We start from the raw sequence: 15,199 nt of genomic DNA on the forward strand, positions 1-15,199 counted from the left end.
TCCCGTCATCTTTTCAGATTGACGAGAACTTCCATCAGTTCGGAACCGGTCTGGAAGACCTTGGAATTGGCGGTGTAGTTTCGCTGGGACTCGATCATCGAGGTCAGCTCTTCGGCAATATCGACATTGGAGTCTTCCAGGGCGCCAGAAAGGATCGTGCCGTAGCTGCCGTTCGCGGCATAGCCCATGACGATGACGCCGGAGTCGTTGCTCTGGGAGTAGACATTGCCAGCCAGAGGCTTCAACTGGTCCGGACTCTGGACGTCCGCCATGGCGATGCGATACTTCGGCTCCAGCTTGCCGTTGGAGTATTTCAGGTAGACGATGCCGTCCTGGCTGATTTCGTGCCCGACTACATCGCTTGCCGCGTTGCCGTCGATCTTGCCATTGCCGACCTTGAAGTCCGAGGACAACTGCGTCGATCCGCTGATGTCGATCGTCAGCCCATTGAAGACGGCGCCGCCGAGGACCATTGCCTGGGTAGTTACGGAAGCCGGCCCGACGATCTGGCCGTTGACGTCGAACTCGATGGTCGGCACGTTTCCAACGCCGTCCGAAGGAGCGGAGACCGTGGTGGTGCCCGCAACGCTCGTGACACCGGAGAAGTTGATGGCGAGAGCCCCGAGCGGCGCCGTCGCCGGGGTATTCAGCGTACCGCCCGGGATAGCAAAGGGGGCCGCGTTCAGCGGCGTGGCGGACGTCATCCCGTCGAAGACGTTGACACTCCAAGCGCCGGCAGTCTTGGCATACTCGTAGCGCAGCGTCCGGGCATTGCCGGCCGTGTCATAGACGATCTCGGTCGTCTGGAAGGTCGTACCGTCCGCGGCAGCCGAGTCGAGGTTTCCGGTAGCGGTCACGTTTGCGGTGGGCGTAAAGGGCTGGCTGAGTATCGACGTTCCCTCGTATTTCACGTCAACCGTCCAGGTATTGTCTGCGGCCTTGGTGTAGAGGAAGTCGAGAAGGCGCGTGTTGCCCTGTGAATCGTAAGCGACCAGCGAGGTGGTCTTCTGATAACCGATAGCCTCCTTGGAGGGCAGGTTCACGTCGAGGATGCCAGTCTGCGAAGCAGCTGCATTTAGCGAGCCCGACGACAGATTGATCTCAGTCAGGCCGTCGAAGCCGTTGACGACAATCGTTGGATCATCGGTCGAAGAGTACTGGTACCCCATGAGCGTGAAACCGGCGGCGTTCTGCAAGGTGCCGTCGGACATGCCGGTGAAATTGCCTGCGCGGGTCAGGTACTCGATGCCATCGGAACCCTGGACGATGAAGAAACCACGCCCGTTGATGGCGAGATCTGTCGACGACGTGGTGTAGGTGAACGTGCCCTGCGAGGAGATGGAGTAGCGGACGTTCGTGGTGACGCCGCCCGAGTTGTAGCTGCCCTCGCTGGAGGGCAGGATCAGCGACGAGAACTGGGTGGATGCCTTCTTGTAGCCCGCGGTCGAGGCATTGGCGATGTTGTCGCCCACCGTGCTCAGCCGGTTTGCCTGCGCGTTCATGCCGGACACACCGGTTCTCATGGTTCCGTAGAGGCTCATATCCAATCCTCGTTATAGCTTTATTGTCCGGGAGAGTAGGTGGTGGGCCTTGCGTGAAGCTGTCTGAATTCCGCTTCATTCGAGGAAGCGGAACCCGCCTGCGTCAGTTCCAGTCGATGCAGTAGCCAAGGAAGCGCTTCGAATCGATCGGATCGGTTCCAAGCTTCTTGCGCAGCTTCTTGCGCAGCTTGCTGATGTGGCTTTCGACCACGTTCTCTTCGACTTCTTCGTCGAAGATGCCGTAGATCGCGTTGAAGATCTGGGTCTTGGAGACGCGCCGGCCGCGGTTGGCAACCAGGTATTCGAGGATCCGTCGCTCACGGCGCGGCAAGGGGAAGGTTTCGCCCGCAATCTCAGGATCACGGCCATCGGAGAATACCCGAATCTGGCCAACGTCGGTGTGGTTGGCGATCGCCTTCAGGCGGCGCCGGATCGCCGCCGCACGCGCTAGAATCTCGCGGGGATGGACCGGCTTGCGCACGACGTCGTCAACGCCGCTGTCGAACAGAGCAAGCGTAGCATCGAGCGACGGCTGGTCGCTCACGGCGATGACCGGCGCCTGGGAGCGGTCACGGATTGTCCGCGGCAGCTCGAGCATGCAGTCCCCCTGTCCGATCAGGAATGCCTCGACGGCATGCAAATCGCCGTCGGCTGCCGTGCTCACCCATTCGGTGAACTCTGCCGGATCGAAGCCCGTCGAGGGAATGCCCTCGCGCCCAAAAAGAGAAGTGTAGCCATTTTTCACGAGCTCGCGCTCGTCAACCACTACGATCATTCGTCCGCCTCCGAATCAGTTGTGGTGTTTCGATGAGGCTATGGGTACGAATCGCGGGAATCGGGCACAAGCTGCAGGAAGTTAACCAAACAAATTAATAGTTGATTAACCATTGGCTGCCGATTTGCACTATATGTAGTATGTACACCCATCATCTTGCACAATTTTTTCTGTGCGAAATTAACACTTGGTCGCTTCAGGGCTTGCATCGCTTAATTTCGCCCTAAATCTGCCACAGGTCAGATTGCGAGTCCTGGTGGTTGGCGCCTGCAGCCATAGGTTGCTATTCGGCGCAGAACGTCGAGGCGTTGGGCGTCCATTTCCCGTAGCCGGTAGCGACTAGATTGCTGATCACCCGGCAGACATACTTCTTCTGAGCGGGATCATTGTTCGGTCCCGCATGGTATCGAGCGACCGCCATGGTCCATGTCTCATGACGGCTGTGCAGGTTGCGGAGGAACTTGGCAGCATACTCCACGTTGCGCCTCGGCTCAAACATCTCCCGTGCCGATGAGAAGTTCTCGCCGTGGAAGTGGTGGTTGATTTGCATGCATCCGATGTCGATTAGCTTCCGCCCCTCGCGCCTGGCAGCCTCGAACACGCCAAGGGCCTCTTCGGTGGAGGCAGGGTAGTATGCCTTGCCCTCGACGTTCATCGCATAGGCATAGAGGCTTCCCTTCCGCCCGGTTTCAGTTAGCCCGACGGAGTAGAGGATGCCTTCGGGAACGCCATACTTGGCAGCCGCGGCTTGGATCTCGCGTTCGCAGGCACCGGCAGAAGCGAGTGCGTCAGAGGTAAAGCTGGCCGTTGCGAGTACCGACAGGATCGGCAGAAGCAGCCTTTTCCGTGACCAGCTCATTCCCGTCCGCCCTTCCGTTCATCTCGCTATCGAAGCCGGGCCTCTGCTGTTCCCGGTTCTGCGCACCGCCATTTCGTTCCCCGCTCCCGGTCATCTGCTGGCCGGTTGCGGCGTTCTGCTGTCCCTTCTGCTGCTCGGCGTCAGCCGTGGACGAGATGTTGATGGTCACCTGATCGACAGAGAACCCGTGGGCCTTCAGCGCGTCGAGCATGCCCTTGCTGTCCTCGCTCAGATGCCGATACGCCGCGCGCGTCTCCACCGTCAGATGAACGTGAAGCTCCTCCCCGATCAGCCGCAGCGTGGCAGTCACCGTGCCGAGATCATGAGGCGTCATCTGCAATTTCAGCATCTGCACGGCCGAGCCTGTAGCCCCGCCAACGACTGTGTCAGCGCCAACTGCGCGCGAATGCATTGCTGACGACCATCCCGTGTCGCCGGTCATGGCTGCGAGCAGCGAGGTGCTGTTGGAGCTGGGCGCGAGCCCGAGGAACCGTCGGGATTCGACGATGGAAATGTTCTCGATCGGTGCAGCCTTGCCCTTGCTCTCTCCCGCCGCGTCCGACAGATTTGCGGCACGCGTCAGTTCAGCAGCAACGTTGCCACCCTTGGCGTCGGAAAAGCGGAAGCTGCGTGCCGGCTGTACCGCGCTCTCCAATTCCGTCGTAGGCATCTCCAACGTCTCACCCTGGGTAGCCGAGGTTCGGCGGAGACTTTCCGAGTTCACCTCGCCGCGCCTCATAGCCTCCGATTCAGACTTGCGCCCTCCCCCGGCTTGAGTCTCGCGGCTTGCACCGTGAGCAGACCAGGCTTGAGCCGTCCCGCCCAGAATGTTCAGGAGGTCAGATGCGCCCTGAGGGTCGCCGGTCCCGGAAGCGGTGCCTTTTGCCGAGGCTTCATCTGCATCCACCGCTTCGGCCTCGTCTGTCGCGTCTCTTCCAACCACATTCGATGATGCCCCGTGCTTTAGAGCCAGATTCTTGGCAGCATCGGCGTGCTTGACCCCAAATCCCGCCTGAGAAATCGAACTCCGCTTGGTGGAGTGGTCGTCCGGGCCATGGCGATTGACGTGCAAGAACTTTCCCGCAAGATTGACGATGGCTGCATCGGCATCGGCTTCGCCAGGAAGTCCCTGCAGGTTGCTGGTGTCGCGGGCCTCGCCCTCAGCTCCGGAACCAACATGGGCCTTGCCTTCGCCCGCATTTCGTCCGTTCAACCGGGTCAGGGCATTGGAGAAGCCCGCCTCTCCATCTTCGGCCTTGCCCGATCGTCCCGATCCCTTGACTGCAGGTTCAGCCGTTGCCGCCTTGGAGAGAGCATCCAGCATCATCGCACTACACCTTCCTGTTTCAGGAGATCGTCGATCTCGCTCAATTTGGAGCGACCGGATTCGACAAAGGTCTGGATTTCGGGATCAATCTCGACGCTGCTCTCCAATGACGCAGGGGGCGCCACGACTGCAGGCCCGGGCTCTTCATCTCCGGGAGACGCTTCGTCGTTCTCAGCGTCGGGTCGAGCTTCGACTTTGACGCCTGCATCTTGCGCCAGGCTTGCCGTCGTCGGCTTGCGAAGGACCTCGCTCGCAATCGCCTGCGCGGCAGCCCGCAGCGCCTGGTCACGCGGGGAGAGTTCACCCTCCGGAATGGCTGCAAGGTCATCAATGGCAGTCCCGACATCAGATGTCGGAATGCTCGCGACGCCACGATACAGCCTCGCCAGCACTTCCGGTCCGTCGGCAGCCATGCCTGCCAGAGCCGCAGCCTTGCCGGACGCCATGCGCGCTAGATCATTCTTGCCATCGAGTGTCGCGCGGCGGGCGATGCGCAGGAAGACCTCGCGACGGCGGTCGACATCCATGAATTCCACCGTCGCGTCGATGTCCCGCTCATCGATCTCGGGATGGTGCTCAACGACAAGCTGGACAAAGAAGTCGACGAACTGGCTGGCATAGGGCGAATGGACGAAACGGCGGGCGTATTTGCGAGAATATGCCAGGCCCTTGTCCACGAGGTCGGCATCGACCGCGATGGCAACGGAACGCCGCAGCGCTGCTTCTTCTATGATCGTGCCCGGCGCTCCCAGTCGAGCGATGTCGTAGTATTCCAAAGCGCCGACCGGATTTTCCGGAACCGTGACATTGCCACTGACGAGCGCAACATAGGGGCCGATCGCTTGGTCACGGTACTCGATCGCCATGTCGCCCAGGCTCTTGGCAACGAGTGTTCCCTTGCCCCCCAGATACTTACGCAAGGCATCTGCGACACGACTGTCGAAGTTTCCCGACAGGTCGCGCTCCACGAGGTATTCCAGCGTGGCTGGATTGCCGCCGCTCATCGCATAGATCAAGGCGGCATCGACGTTGCGCGGGTCATCGAAGGTCGACGTATCCGCGGCCCGAAGCGCCGAGTCGATCTTGTTGAGCATAAAGCGCTGCATCTCGCCGGCAGAATGATCGCCGAGGGCAACCGTATCCTGCACGAATTGCAGCGAACGGAGCATGATGTACGGGGCGAGTTCAGGCGCCTCCTGCGCACTGACGGAGCGCGCGGGCTGCCCTCCCAGGAGGAGAACCGCTGCGAGCGCTGCCGAGCGAAACACCATCCGCGACATGGCTATCCCTCGTCAGCCTGCAGCAGGATCTCGATGCGCCGGTTAGCAGCGGCCAGCGGATCTTCCGGCACCTGCAACCGTCGATCCGCATAGCCGGAAACCTGCTGCACACGATCTTCCTTCAGGCCGCCGCGGACGAGCATGTAATAGGCGCTGTGCGCGCGGGCCATGGAAAGCCGCCAGTTGTCGTTCTCGCCGCCCTTGAACTGGCGACCGTCCGTGTGGCCCCGCACCAGGATCGCGCCCTTGCGCTCCTGCAGGATCTTGCCGATTTTCTCCATCGCCAGAACCATCTCGCGGCGAGGAACCGCTGATCCAATGTTGAACATGGGATCGGCAGCCTGATCCGAGATCGTCACGAGCAACCCACCTTCTGCGGGAGTGACCACCAGACCCTCGGCGAGCTTGCCGGCGACGCCGTCTATCTGCTTTGCGATCTCCTGGCGCAGGGCATCGGCCTCGGAGGTCCCCTCCGCTGCGCCATCTGCCGGCGCCTCGGCGACCTCCTCCATCTTGTCCACGTCCTCCGGGGCGTCGCTTTTGTGGGTTGCCGCTTCCGACGTGTCGTCGCGCTCGGTCTCGGCCTCGGGCTTGCGGGCGGTCTCCGGAAGATCCGTGTTCTGGCGCAGTTGGGGCATGGCAAGCGCCACCTCGTCCTCCGCCGGGGACTCCCCGTCCGTCGTCGTCGACGATCGCGCTTCCTGCTGTTGCTCGGAACTGGTGACCTGAACCTGCTGGGTCCAGAAATCCGGATCGAATGGATCGCGATAGGCCTCGCCGCCGTCGGCGCCCGTGGCAGGTCCGGAATCGGCAGCGCCCCCCTCGCCCTTGGCACTGATATTCGCCTGCTGGCCAACCTCCTGGGCGATTTCGGCCAGCACCGAATACGGGTTTTCGAAATAGTCGGCTTCGGAATAATTAGTCTCGTCGCCGGATGTCGACGTCATGTCCTCGCCGGTCGCAGCGGCCGAGCCTATGGTACTGCCCTCTGCCTTGACCTTTGAGCGCTCGGTCTGCTCCTGCCCCTCCGCCTGGTCGACGGGCTTTTCAATGCCTTTCTCGGCGGGCGTCTCGTCTGAAAGTTTGATGGGATTGAAGTAGCTCGCCATCGAGGCTTTCGTTTCCTCATTCGCCGCATTGACGAGCCACATCACGAGGAAGAATGCCATCATCGCGGTCATGAAGTCTGCATAGGCAATCTTCCAGGCGCCGCCATGAGCGCCGTCGTGGTCCCCGCGATGCTTCTTGACGATAATGATCTCGTTCTTGCCGTGGTGATGGTTCTCTGCTTCGCTCATGCGAGCAGCTCCCTTACACGCGCCGACCAGGCCGAAAGGCGCGTCACCAGCGCCGGATCACCCAGATCGGCGGAAATATCGAGATCCGCCGCCTCGACATGACGGATCAGGGAGGACACGCCGTCACCAAGCGCCTGCATCAGCCTGATGCGCAGATGCTCCGGGCCGCGCACCGTGACGGTCGCCACCTCCCCGTCGAGCACGGCGGCCCGAATAAGATCCGCCATGTCGGCGATCGCTTTTGCGATCAGCGCCTCCTCGACGAGAGGCCCCAGCACCCTGGCCGTCTGGTCGCTCACCGCCTCGGCAACGGTAATCGCGATCTCGCCGAGCTTGGACCGGACCGTCTGGACAACCTCGTTCTCCAAGCGGGCTTTCAGGGCTGCCATTTCGGCCTCGTGAGCCATCCGAAGCGACTCACGCTCCTCGGCCCATTTCGCCTGAAGCTCCTGCGTCGCCGCCTCATGCCCCAGCGCATACGCTTCGGCGCGCTCGGCCTCGATGTCGACAGGCTCCTCCACGATCGCATCAGCCCCCGGGAAGCCGGCGAAATCGAAATCGCCGGTCGCCTCCGGAGGGACCGGCGGCAGCGGCACTTCGCCGAAATCCTTCAGAAAACGCGCAATCGAGGCTGTCATTGCTGGAACCTGCTCATCTGTCCTGTTCAGGCTAGTGCATGCAGCGCAACAAAGGGTTACCGCCGGCGCCAGCCGATTGCGCCGCATCATCCAAGGGGAAGCCCGGCATCTGCCAGCAGGCTAGAATTCCAAGCTTGTGCGAGGATGAAGGTGAGGCCGGCCGCGTCATGGCCGGCCGGCGCCATGCCCGTCCCGCTACGACTGGCGGAACAGCGTCAGGATGTTTTCGGCGTTGGTATTGGCGATGGACAGCGACTGGATGCCGAGCTGCTGCTGCGTCTGCAGCGCCTTCAGCCGCGTCGACTCCTCGTTCATGTCGGCATCCACCAGGCGGCCGATGCCCTTGTCGATCACGTCGATCAGGGAGGCGATGAAATCTTCCTGCAGGTCGATGCGGCTCTGGATCGAGCCGAGGCTCGACGCGGCACTCGTCATCGCCAGGAGCTGCTGGTCGACGTAGCTCATCATGATATCGAGGACATCGGTTTCCTCGGCGATGGAGCCCGGCACCATGCCGTTCAGGGTCGCGCTCAGGTCGGCGAGCTTGGTGATATCCAGCGTAACGACGGAAAGGTCGACCTTGCGATTGTCGAGGTTGTTGCCGGCGGTGATGACATAGAAGAAATCGTTCGTGCCGTCGTTGTAGACAGGCACCGTGGAGGCAGGCCCTACTGCCGGGTCGGTGATGGTCGCTTCCACCCACAGGTCATCGGTCACCTTGAAGTAGGATGCCCCGCCTGCGGTGTAAATTGACGCGTCGGCATTGGTATCGGCACCAAGTGCTGCAAGATCCGCATCCGTATAGGTGGGCACCGCATACTTCGCATCGGTGATTGCGCCCGCACCATCGTCCGTTGACGCCGTGACCGCCGTCTCGCCCTTGGCGACATAGGCGAGATCCTTGTCGAGGATGCCCAGCTTTCCGCCGCTCGTATCGAAGAGAACGGTCGTCGAGTTCATCGGATAGTCGACGGTAGTGACCGCAACCTCGCCGGAAGGTCCGCGGGTGAAGGCGGAGACGACTTCCTTGAGCAGCGTCTTCTCGACGGCCGGGTTTCCGCCGTCGCTGATGACGCCCTGGATCCAGTTCTCGCCGGAGAAGCTTGCCGATTCGGAGATGCTGCGCAGCTGCTCCTGCAGCTGCTCGATCTCTTCCTGGATCTTCGCGCGATCGACGCCGACACCGTAGGCGGCAACGAGCTTCGACTTGATCTCCTGGACGGTGGCGATGGCGCTTTCCATCGCTTCATAAGCGGTATCGACCTTGGCGGCGCCGAGGCCGAGAGCATCCTGGACGGTCGACAGGGTACCGTTGTCGGACCGCATGGTCGTCGCGATCGACCAGTAGGCGGCATTATCCTCGGCCGTCTCGACGCGAAGTCCGGTCGAAACGCGCGCCTGCGTCGTCTCGAGGTCCCGGTCGATCGACCGGAGCGTCTGGAGGGCTGCCATCGCAGCAATATTGGTGAGGATACTGGTCATTGCCCCTGCCTCTGTCTTGAATGCCGATGTGCATCAGAAGACGACAGGAAGGGCTTCATGCTCGGCCGCCGGTTCCCGTCATGGGCGGGCGGTCTGTCGTTCGTTAACAAATCGTTAACGCGGACAGTTAACAGCCGAGGCTTGCCCGTGGCAAGCGCGGAGATGGCCTGCCGCGACCTGCGGCAGGCTTCACGCAAGCTACGCACATGCGAAAACCGCGCCCCTTCCGGGACGCGGCTTCCATCGTGACTTTCAATCCGCAGGGCGGGACGAAGATGCCCCTAGCCGGGCTCCGCTTACTGGCGGAAGAGAGTCAGGATGTTTTCGGATGCGGTGTTGGCGATGGAGAGCGACTGGATGGCCAGCTGCTGCTGGGTCTGCAGTGCCTTCAGGCGGGTCGATTCTTCGTTCATGTCCGCATCCACGAGGCGGCCGATGCCGGAGTCGATGGAGTCGGTGAGCGCGGCGATGAACTCCTCCTGCATGCCGATCCGCATGGCGATCGAACCGAGGTCGGCGCTGACGCTGATTGCGGCCTCCAGGGCGACGTCCACGGCCTGGACCATGATATCCAGCTCGGCGTTGGTCAGCGTCGTGATATCGAGCAGATCGATCGACTGAGGTGCGACGATGTTGCTCTGCGGCTCGCCCGTCAAACCGGTGTCAACGCCCCATTTGGTCGTGCCGTCGTCGTAGATCACTTCCTTGCCGGTCGCGGCCACGTCGACCGCGCGAACCCAATGACCGTTGACCTTCACGTAGTCGCCATTGTAGTCGACGCCGCCCGGCGGAACGGTATAGCCGGTCACGTTGGCGGAGTTCCCGTCGAAGACGGCTCCCGCTCCGATCAATCCGTCGATCGAGTAGACACCGACCGTGTGCTCCGAGATCGTCCCGTTGATGTTTACCTCAAGGGTAACCGCCGACTGCGAGACGTTGAACTGCTTGTCCAGAATGCCCGTGTTTCCTCCGGTGTCGAAGAGAACGTTGGCCGTGGAGAGCGTATAGTTGACCTTCTGGACCGATACCGCGCCCGTCTCGTCGCGAACGAACGAGGCGACAACGTTCTTCTGGAGGGCGGCACCGCCGGCGGTCAGGTCCGCCTGCAGCCAGTTCTCACCCGAGAACGAGGCCGCCGAGGCGATGGACGTCAGCTGATCCTTCAGCTGATCGATTTCTTCCTGGATCTTGCTGCGGTCGACGCCCTCTTCCGTGGCGGCAACAACCTTGGCCTTGATCTCCTTCATGACCTCGACAACGGTTTCCATCGCCGCGTAGGCGGTGTCGACCTTGGCGGCGCCGAGACCCAGTGCGTCCTGAACCGCGGAAAGAGCCATGTTGTCGGAACGCATGGTCGTGGCGATCGACCAGTAAGCGGCGTTGTCCGAAGCGGTGCCGACCCGAAGGCCGGATGAAACCCGCGCCTGGGTCTCCTCCATCTTGGCATCGATGGAACGGAGGGTCTGGAGCGCAGCCATTGCTGCAATGTTGGTCAGAATGCTCGTCATTGTAGTTGCCCCTGTATTGGCTAGATGAGGGACATCCCGGAAACGCCGGGCACGATGGTGTGGCCTGATGCCGTTAACCGCTTCTTCGTCTTGGTTAACCCACCGTTACGATGAGTGCAGTTAAGGCGGCCATGGTTAACAAAGCTTAAACGGAATTCACAAAGTTTAACAAAACGCGAAAAGGCCGCCCCTGGAGGCGGCCTTAACCTGTTGCGCTGGTTCAGGATTAACGGAACAGCGTGAGGATGACTTCCGAAGCCGAGTTGGCGATCGAGAGCGACTGGATCGCCAGCTGCTGCTGCGTCTGCAGGGCCTTCAAGCGGGTCGACTCTTCGTTCATGTCGGCGTCGACCAGACGGCCGATACCGGAGTCGATCGACTCGCTCAGCTTCTTGACAAACTCTTCCTGCATGTCGATGCGCATGCCGATCGAACCGAGGTCGGCGGCAGCGCTCGTCATGTCGGTGAGAGCCGCGTCGACAGCGGAGATCATCACGTCGAGCTGGGCATTGGTCAGGGTACCAAGGTTCAGCGTGGCGATGGACTGCGTGGCGACAGCCGTTACCGGAACAGCAGTGGTCAGGACGCCCCACTTGTCCGTGCCGTCGTCGTAGACGACTTCCTGGCCGGTGGTGCCGACGGCAACTGCCTCGACCCAGGTGCCGTTGACCTTGACGTAGTCGCCGGTCAGAGCGCCAGCCGTTACTTCGGCATAGTCGCCGTCGAAGGTGGCACCGCCCGCGATCAGGTCGTCGACGGAGTAGGCAGCAACCGTGAACTCGGTTTCGGTACCGTTCATGTTGACCTTCAGCGTCGTGCTTGCCTGCGAGACGTTGTAGGTCTTGTCGAGGATGCCGGTGTTGCCTCCGGTGTCGAACAGGACGTTGGTGGTCGAAAGCGTGTAGTTTACCTTCTTGACCGAGACAGCGTTGTTGTCATCGCGGACGAAGGAAGCTACGACGCTCTTCTGCAGGGGGAGGCCGCCGGCGGTCAGGTTGGCCTCGAGCCAGTTTTCGCCGGAGAATGCAGCAGCGGAAGCGATCGAGGTCAGCTGATCCTTCAGCTGGTCGAGCTCTTCCTGGATCTTCGTGCGATCGACACCGTCTTCGGTGGCGGCGACGAGCTTGGCCTTGATTTCCTTGACGACTTCGATGGCCGATTCCATACCGGCGTAAGCGGTATCAACCTTGGCGGCACCGAGGCCGAGCGCGTCGGAAACAGCCGAAAGGGCCATGTTGTCCGAACGCATGGTCGTGGCGATCGACCAATAGGCAGCGTTGTCCGCAGCTTCGCCGACGCGCAGGCCGGAGGAGACGCGGGACTGGGTTTCTTCCATGCTGGAGGAGATTCCGCGCAGGGTCGAGAGCGCAGCCATGGCTGCGACGTTGGTCAGAATGCTGGTCATGAGATGATTGCCCCTTGAATGGCTGATGTGGGAAGGGACATTCCGGACTATACCGGGAGCCGGCGCACAGCGTCATGCTTGCTAACCCGTTAATAATCAAGGTTAACTCGCCGTCTCGATGAGGCTAGCTAACGCCTGTTTGGTTAATGAAGAGCTAAACGAATCCCGCGAAGCGGCACAGCCGCAGATTTTATTTTGCAGCTTTTGCGTGCGCGCGCGCGTGCCAGAACATGCTTAAAAAAGAATAAAGCCGCACCCGTTTCCAGGTGCGGCTGAATGTACCGGGCTCCAGCGAGCCCGGCGTTCGTCGTTCGTACCCGATCAGCGGAAGAGCGACAGGACGTTCTGCGAGTCGGAGTTGGCGATCGACAGAGCCTGGATCGCCAGCTGCTGCTGCGTCTGCAGGGCCTTCAGGCGGGTCGACTCTTCGTTCATGTCGGCGTCGACCAGGCGGCCGATACCGGCGTCGATCGATTCGCTCAGCTTCTTGACGAACTCTTCCTGCATGTCGATGCGCATGCCGATCGAACCGAGGTCGGCGGCAGCACTCGTCATGTCGCTCAGGGCGGCGTCGACGGCGGAGATCATCACGTCGAGCTGGGCGCTGGTCAGCGAAGCGAGGTCGAGCGAAGCAACCGACTGCGTGGCAACGGCCGTGGCCGGGACAGCAGTGGTCAGAACGCCCCACTTGGTGGTGCCGTCATCGGTGACGACTTCCTGGCCGGTCGCAGCCACGTCGACTGCCTCGACCCAGGTGCCGTTGACCTTGACGTAGTCGCCGGTCAGAGCGCCGGCCGTTACTTCGGCGTAATCGCCGTCGAAGGTGGCACCGCCAGCGATCAGATCGTCGACGGAGTAGGCAGCAACCGTGAACTCGGTTTCGGTACCGTTCATGTTGACCTTCAGCGTCGTGCTTGCCTGCGAGACGTTGTAGGTCTTGTCGAGGATACCGGTGTTGCCGCCGTCATCGAAGAGAACGGTCGTCGAGTCGAGGGTGTAGTTCACCTTCTTGACCGACACGTTGCCCTGATCGTCGCGGACGAAGGAGGCGACGACGTTCTTCTGGATCGTGCCGCCTGCAGCGGTGAGGTCGGCCTGCAGCCAGTTCTCGCCGGAGAAGGAAGCGGCCGAAGAGATCGCCGTCAGCTGGTCCTTGAGCTGATTGATTTCTTCCTGGATCTTGGTCTTGTCGACGCCGTCCTCGGTCGCGGCAACGAGCTTGGCCTTGATTTCCTTGACGACTTCGATGGCCGATTCCATACCGGCGTAGGCGGTATCAACCTTGGCGGCACCGAGGCCGAGAGCGTCGGAGACCGACGACAGAGCCATGTTGTCAGAACGCATGGTCGTAGCAATCGACCAGTAGGCCGCGTTATCGGAAGCCGAACCGACGCGCAGGCCGGAGGAGATACGTGCCTGGGTGTCTTCCATGTTGGAAGAGATGTTACGCAGCGTTGCGAGAGCTGCCATTGCATTGGTGTTGGTAAGTACGCTCGACATAATGTTTGTCCCTTTGACAAAATACTATTGGGGGACATACCGGATCGGTTTCCCTTCCGGTCACGACAGCCCGGCGTCATGCCACTCGGTGCCGCATCTTTGGCTACCAAACCCGTCGTGTGAGGCAAAGGTCGCACGCCAATTCTTGCCAACATCTTAAATCCGAGCGCCACTCAGGTCGGCAGTCGGCTCATGGTAAACGGGGGGTAAGGAGGCGTGGTTAACGGTCAGCCGAACGATCGGACCAGGCTGCCGACCAGCAGGTTCCAGCCGTCGATCAAGACGAAGAAGAGGATCTTGAACGGCAGCGAGATCGAGGTCGGGGGCAGCATCATCATGCCCATGGCCATGGTGATGGCGGCAACGACCATGTCGATCACGAGGAATGGCAGGATGATCAGGAAGCCGATCTCGAAGCCGCGCCGGATTTCCGACAGCATGAATGCCGGGATGAGAACCCGGTAATCGATTGCCTCGGCCGTACCGACGGTCTGGTTCCGCTCCCTCGCCAGATCGACGAAGAGCGCCAGATCCTTATCGCGCGTGTTGACGCTCATGAAGGCGCGGAAGGGCTCCGCGATCCTCTGCACCGCCTCGGCCTCCTGTATCTGGTTTTCCAGAAGCGGCTGGACTCCCTCGTTCCAGGCCCGATCGAAGGTCGGTGCCATGACGTAGAAGGTCATGAACAGCGCCATGGAGATCAAGATGAGGTTGGACGGCGCAGTGGCAAGTCCCATGCCGGAGCGGAGGATCGAGAAGGCGATGACGAAGCGCGGAAAGCTGGTCACCATGATGAGGATGCCTGGCGCGACCGAGAGGACGGTCAGAAGACCGAACGTCCTTATGATCCAGGCCGCAGCGGAGCCGTCGACGGGCAGGTTCAGAAGGTCGGCGGGCGACTGCTGTGCCAAGGCAAGTCCCGGAATCGCCATCATGGCTATGAGCAGGAGGATCAGCCGAATCATGCGATCACGAAGGTTCTGGACATCAACCTTCGATAGCCATCGCAGGTGATCGCGGTCAACCAGGCGCGCAGGTCATCCCCTGTTATCGGCAAGGCATGACGGCAGGGGTCTATTCGATTACCAGGGTACGGAACATCACCCTCGACACCTTTCCCTTCGAACGCAACGCGACGCGCTCCTGAAGGTCGTCCCGCAGGTACTGGAAACCGCGCGGACCCTCAATCTGCTGCAGGGAGACCGTCCGTACATAGGCGAGGATGTCCTGGTGGATATCCTCCGCAAGGGGGAGTTCCGGCGGGCCGTTGAAGGCAAGCGCGACTTCGAGACGAATCCAGTTTTCCGAAGGATAGGCGAGGTTGGTCGTTATCGGGTCGAGGAGGACTATGCCGTTTGCCTCGGTCGCGATCTTCGGAATACCCTCTTCCTTGGGGTTCTTATCGCCTTCCGGCGCTGCGGCTTCCTCGACGCCCGGAACAGGTGGCGCGATCATCCCGCCCAATACCCAGCCGCCACCGGCACCAAGCAGAGTCAGAATTGCAACACCGCCGATCAGCAGCAGAAGCGACTTCTTCTTGTTGGCACCGTCTGCGCCCTGTGATTCGTCCATTGTCGTGTCCCGTG

Annotated in this window: 13 protein-coding genes; all 13 read right to left on the bottom strand. The window is 61.2% G+C overall.

Going from position 1 to position 15,199, the window contains the following annotated elements; all coding sequences use genetic code 11:
- Positions 1-5: 5 nt before the first annotated feature.
- Positions 6-1,541, bottom strand: a complete 1,536-nt coding sequence (locus ACEPP2_RS01760) for a flagellar hook-basal body complex protein (protein ID WP_395515606.1) — start codon at positions 1,539-1,541, stop codon at positions 6-8.
- Positions 1,542-1,644: 103 nt separating this feature from the next.
- Positions 1,645-2,316, bottom strand: coding sequence for a response regulator transcription factor (locus tag ACEPP2_RS01765; RefSeq protein WP_395515607.1), 672 nt, complete (start codon positions 2,314-2,316; stop codon positions 1,645-1,647).
- A 283-nt stretch (positions 2,317-2,599) separates the two neighbouring features.
- A complete protein-coding gene (locus tag ACEPP2_RS01770; protein ID WP_395515608.1) occupies positions 2,600-3,175 on the bottom strand; it encodes a transglycosylase SLT domain-containing protein in 576 nt (191 codons plus the stop codon).
- Positions 3,105-4,502 (bottom strand): flagellar hook-length control protein FliK, encoded by a 1,398-nt coding sequence (gene fliK, locus ACEPP2_RS01775; protein WP_395515609.1) that lies wholly within the window; start codon positions 4,500-4,502, stop codon positions 3,105-3,107. Before fliK ends, ACEPP2_RS01770 begins: the two co-directional genes overlap by 71 nt.
- A complete protein-coding gene (gene motC / locus ACEPP2_RS01780) occupies positions 4,499-5,782 on the bottom strand; it encodes a chemotaxis protein MotC (protein ID WP_395515610.1) in 1,284 nt (427 codons plus the stop codon). The genes fliK and motC overlap by 4 nt, the downstream gene beginning before the upstream one ends.
- Positions 5,783-5,784: 2 nt before the next feature.
- Entirely contained in the window at positions 5,785-7,080 is a 1,296-nt protein-coding gene (locus ACEPP2_RS01785; RefSeq protein WP_395515611.1) for a MotB family protein, read from the bottom strand.
- Positions 7,077-7,718 (bottom strand): hypothetical protein, encoded by a 642-nt coding sequence (locus ACEPP2_RS01790; protein WP_395515612.1) that lies wholly within the window; start codon positions 7,716-7,718, stop codon positions 7,077-7,079. Before ACEPP2_RS01790 ends, ACEPP2_RS01785 begins: the two co-directional genes overlap by 4 nt.
- Positions 7,719-7,913: 195 nt before the next feature.
- On the bottom strand, positions 7,914-9,200 hold the full coding sequence (locus ACEPP2_RS01795; RefSeq protein WP_395515613.1) for a flagellin N-terminal helical domain-containing protein: 1,287 nt from the start codon (positions 9,198-9,200) through the stop codon (positions 7,914-7,916).
- Between the two features lie 296 nt (positions 9,201-9,496).
- The gene (locus ACEPP2_RS01800) at positions 9,497-10,708 is read right to left on the bottom strand and encodes a flagellin N-terminal helical domain-containing protein (protein WP_395515614.1); all 1,212 of its coding nucleotides are present in this window, start codon (positions 10,706-10,708) and stop codon (positions 9,497-9,499) included.
- A 226-nt stretch (positions 10,709-10,934) separates the two neighbouring features.
- Entirely contained in the window at positions 10,935-12,113 is a 1,179-nt protein-coding gene (locus ACEPP2_RS01805; protein WP_395515615.1) for a flagellin N-terminal helical domain-containing protein, read from the bottom strand.
- A 321-nt stretch (positions 12,114-12,434) separates the two neighbouring features.
- Positions 12,435-13,613 (bottom strand): flagellin N-terminal helical domain-containing protein, encoded by a 1,179-nt coding sequence (locus tag ACEPP2_RS01810; protein ID WP_395515616.1) that lies wholly within the window; start codon positions 13,611-13,613, stop codon positions 12,435-12,437.
- A gap of 227 nt (positions 13,614-13,840) precedes the next feature.
- Complete coding sequence (gene fliP / locus ACEPP2_RS01815; protein WP_052636954.1) at positions 13,841-14,578, bottom strand: flagellar type III secretion system pore protein FliP; 738 nt, start codon at positions 14,576-14,578, stop codon at positions 13,841-13,843.
- Between the two features lie 109 nt (positions 14,579-14,687).
- The gene (locus ACEPP2_RS01820; RefSeq protein ID WP_142588269.1) at positions 14,688-15,185 is read right to left on the bottom strand and encodes a flagellar basal body-associated FliL family protein; all 498 of its coding nucleotides are present in this window, start codon (positions 15,183-15,185) and stop codon (positions 14,688-14,690) included.
- Positions 15,186-15,199: the final 14 nt, after the last annotated feature.

This window comes from Pseudorhizobium flavum, assembly GCF_044142885.1.
In the GTDB taxonomy this organism is placed as follows: domain Bacteria; phylum Pseudomonadota; class Alphaproteobacteria; order Rhizobiales; family Rhizobiaceae; genus Neorhizobium; species Neorhizobium flavum.

Excerpts from the sequence above, each read along its gene's own strand:
- ACEPP2_RS01760 (WP_395515606.1), bottom strand. The coding sequence starts at position 1,541 with ATGAGCCTCTACGGAACCATGAGAACCGGTGTGTCCGGCATGAACGCG.
- ACEPP2_RS01765 (WP_395515607.1), bottom strand. The coding sequence starts at position 2,316 with ATGATCGTAGTGGTTGACGAGCGCGAGCTCGTGAAAAATGGCTACACT.
- ACEPP2_RS01770 (WP_395515608.1), bottom strand. The coding sequence starts at position 3,175 with ATGAGCTGGTCACGGAAAAGGCTGCTTCTGCCGATCCTGTCGGTACTC.
- fliK (WP_395515609.1), bottom strand. The coding sequence starts at position 4,502 with ATGATGCTGGATGCTCTCTCCAAGGCGGCAACGGCTGAACCTGCAGTC.
- motC (WP_395515610.1), bottom strand. The coding sequence starts at position 5,782 with ATGTCGCGGATGGTGTTTCGCTCGGCAGCGCTCGCAGCGGTTCTCCTC.
- ACEPP2_RS01785 (WP_395515611.1), bottom strand. The coding sequence starts at position 7,080 with ATGAGCGAAGCAGAGAACCATCACCACGGCAAGAACGAGATCATTATC.
- ACEPP2_RS01790 (WP_395515612.1), bottom strand. The coding sequence starts at position 7,718 with ATGACAGCCTCGATTGCGCGTTTTCTGAAGGATTTCGGCGAAGTGCCG.
- ACEPP2_RS01795 (WP_395515613.1), bottom strand. The coding sequence starts at position 9,200 with ATGACCAGTATCCTCACCAATATTGCTGCGATGGCAGCCCTCCAGACG.
- ACEPP2_RS01800 (WP_395515614.1), bottom strand. The coding sequence starts at position 10,708 with ATGACGAGCATTCTGACCAACATTGCAGCAATGGCTGCGCTCCAGACC.
- ACEPP2_RS01805 (WP_395515615.1), bottom strand. The coding sequence starts at position 12,113 with ATGACCAGCATTCTGACCAACGTCGCAGCCATGGCTGCGCTCTCGACC.
- ACEPP2_RS01810 (WP_395515616.1), bottom strand. The coding sequence starts at position 13,613 with ATGTCGAGCGTACTTACCAACACCAATGCAATGGCAGCTCTCGCAACG.
- fliP (WP_052636954.1), bottom strand. The coding sequence starts at position 14,578 with ATGATTCGGCTGATCCTCCTGCTCATAGCCATGATGGCGATTCCGGGA.
- ACEPP2_RS01820 (WP_142588269.1), bottom strand. The coding sequence starts at position 15,185 with ATGGACGAATCACAGGGCGCAGACGGTGCCAACAAGAAGAAGTCGCTT.